This is a genomic window from Bartonella sp. MR30HLJHH (assembly GCF_042194195.1).
GTDB lineage: Bacteria > Pseudomonadota > Alphaproteobacteria > Rhizobiales > Rhizobiaceae > Bartonella > Bartonella grahamii.
The window spans coordinates 3,179-5,440 of the sequence record NZ_JBHIMO010000033.1 but is presented as its reverse complement, the minus strand read 5'-3'; the positions used below and the strand labels follow the sequence as shown (position 1 = coordinate 5,440).

3 protein-coding genes are annotated in these 2,262 nt (G+C 36.9%); 1 reads left to right on the top strand and 2 read right to left on the bottom strand.

All coding sequences use genetic code 11. From position 1 onward, the window contains the following. Positions 1-36: 36 nt before the first annotated feature. Positions 37-510: a crossover junction endodeoxyribonuclease RuvC gene (locus tag ACFIKR_RS08545; RefSeq protein ID WP_375659553.1), complete on the bottom strand. Its 474-nt coding sequence runs from the start codon at positions 508-510 to the stop codon at positions 37-39. Positions 511-585: 75 nt separating this feature from the next. On the opposite strand from ACFIKR_RS08545, the gene ACFIKR_RS08540 reads away from it, so the two are divergent. Further along, positions 586-1,278 (top strand): hypothetical protein, encoded by a 693-nt coding sequence (locus tag ACFIKR_RS08540; protein WP_273791729.1) that lies wholly within the window; start codon positions 586-588, stop codon positions 1,276-1,278. A 152-nt stretch (positions 1,279-1,430) separates the two neighbouring features. Here ACFIKR_RS08540 and ACFIKR_RS08535 read toward each other — a convergent pair whose 3' ends face one another. After that, positions 1,431-2,102 carry a hypothetical protein gene (locus tag ACFIKR_RS08535; protein ID WP_375659552.1) on the bottom strand — a complete coding sequence of 224 codons (672 nt, stop codon included), beginning with the start codon at positions 2,100-2,102 and terminating at the stop codon, positions 1,431-1,433. Positions 2,103-2,262 lie beyond the last annotated feature (160 nt).

Sequence of the window (2,262 nt, the reverse complement as noted above, 5' to 3'; positions counted from 1 at the left end):
AGCCACTTGTCTGCAAAAAGCCTCGTCCATGGTAATTTACTGGACATACCCCAATTCCCTTTCTTTAACTAAATATAAAATTGCTAAAGCATCTGCTTCGTTATCATCTTTCGGATTGTGCCCTTTTGCACGCACCGCCTTAATCATCTCTTCTTTCGACGCATTCCCCTTGCCTGTCGTCGCTTTCTTAATCGTACTTACTGGTATCCCCTCATACGGTATCTGATGATGTTCACACCACGCCGTTAACGTTGCTAACAAACCACCGTAAATATGCGCTGCATCTGTACCTTTATGACGCCTCACCTCTTCAAAATACACCACGTCAATTTGACCTGCTGTCTGCTTTATTTCTGATAGCCATTGTTTAAAACGCAAGTAACGCATTCCACCGCCTTCAAAACGGCGTGATTGAAAATTCACGGTACCACTGAATATGTCACTCTCGGCATTGCGAAACGCCCAACCCATCTTCGTACCTAGATCAAAACAAAGAATCGTGTTATTCACTGCTCCTCTCCATACAAAATGTGTTTTATAGAAGTGTTTTTTTCCGAAAATGAAGGAAAGAAGGGTGTAAGAAGTATGCAAATAGATAAAGATGTTATAGCTATAATTATTAGTATCTTTTCCCTAATACTATCGTTGTTTTTAAGATACGTAGATCTCAAAAAAGCAGAAAAGACTCGAAGAGAAGATTTATGCAATGTAGAAAAACAGTTTAACCATCTAGAAGAGCAAAATAAATCATTGCAAAAGCAAGCCACATCATCAGAAAAACATGTCAATTTTTTACTAAAAACAAAAGAAGAACTGGACTTAGGACCACCGCTACAGTTCAATGTACATAGTCCTACTCCAGACAAACATGATCCTAATAAATTTAGTGTCATATTATACATTAAAAATCCTACAGAAAGAATGATTAAAATAAATCACATATGGATAGAGAAAAAATGCCAATTCGAATTTGATAAAATAGTTTATAGCAACGGTACATTTATTAGCGGAAATGGCCAAATAACTATCAACCCCACATCTCCGAAACATATAGACCTAATAAAACTCGAAACAGAACAAACCTTACAAAATGGTCTTAATTCCTTTAATAATATAATCGGTGGACAAGAAATTAAATTAGAATTTTTCATTTGTTCCTCAAAATTGAATAAATCAGATACTCCGCTTTTTATTATGGAACATACTTCCTCAAGTAATCCTCAAAAAACAATTAAAGCTTCTTTTTGGACCTATTTCTTATCCCCTCATTCTTCCTAAGTTTATCCTCTAGATCCCATATTATTCTTTTTTGTTTAATTATCTCATCCCTAAGCTCTCCTGCCTGTTTAAAATAGTGATAAACCTCATAAAGCAAATATAGATTGGTAGTTATAGAAAGAACTGTTGCTACTAAACTCATCTTTCTCTCCTCACTTACCCTGCTTATTACTCTTTTTACTCTTATGAGGCGGCGCTTTTACTGCTTCATCACGCGGCTTAAGCTTTTGTGTTAGTCTTTGAATTTCCGCATCACGTGATTGCACATCTGCTTTTAGTGCCTGTATCTTTTCACTTTTCCGTTTAAAGTCTTCTCGGTACGCATCTATCTTTTGCTTAAGTTCTTCAATTTCCGCATCACATGATTGAACATGTACTTTTAGTAGCTCTATCGTTTCACTTTTCCGTTTAAAGTCTTCTCGGTACGAATCTATCTTTTGTTTTAGTTCATCAATTTTCTCGTCACGTTCTTCAATCTCTTGCTTCAGTTCTTCAACTTCCTCGTAACGTAATTGAACATCTGATTCGAGTTCTTTAATTTCCTCGTCACGTTCTTCAATTTCCTCGTCACGCTCTTTAATCTCTTGCTTCAGTGCTTCAATTAGCTTGTCACGTTCTTCAAGATCCGCATCACATTCATCAATTGTCTGCTTGCTTTCCTTTGAATACCTAAACTCATTCTCTCTCATTTCTTTCTTAAGATCTTGAACCTGCTCTTTAAGTGCTTTAACTTGGTTGCGATAATGCAATGCAATACGAAACATCACTCCGCTTAAGAGCAAAACTGAAACCACTGCTATCCATAAAATCTCATTCGAACTCATCTTTATCTCCTTAATGCTGCAAAGTCTCACCCGCGCTATCAACGCTGGAACTTTTGCAAATTTTCGTAATTGGGGGGTGTTGCTCTTGCATTAATCTCTGCAAGCGCTCGGGATAAAAAAAATCTTCTGGACGCAAATCTATCCCATGATCACGTGCGTA

Coding starts and splice junctions, on each gene's coding strand:
- ACFIKR_RS08540 (WP_273791729.1), top strand. CDS start 586: ATGCAAATAGATAAAGATGTTATAGCTATAATTATTAGTATCTTTTCC.
- ACFIKR_RS08535 (WP_375659552.1), bottom strand. CDS start 2,102: ATGAGTTCGAATGAGATTTTATGGATAGCAGTGGTTTCAGTTTTGCTC.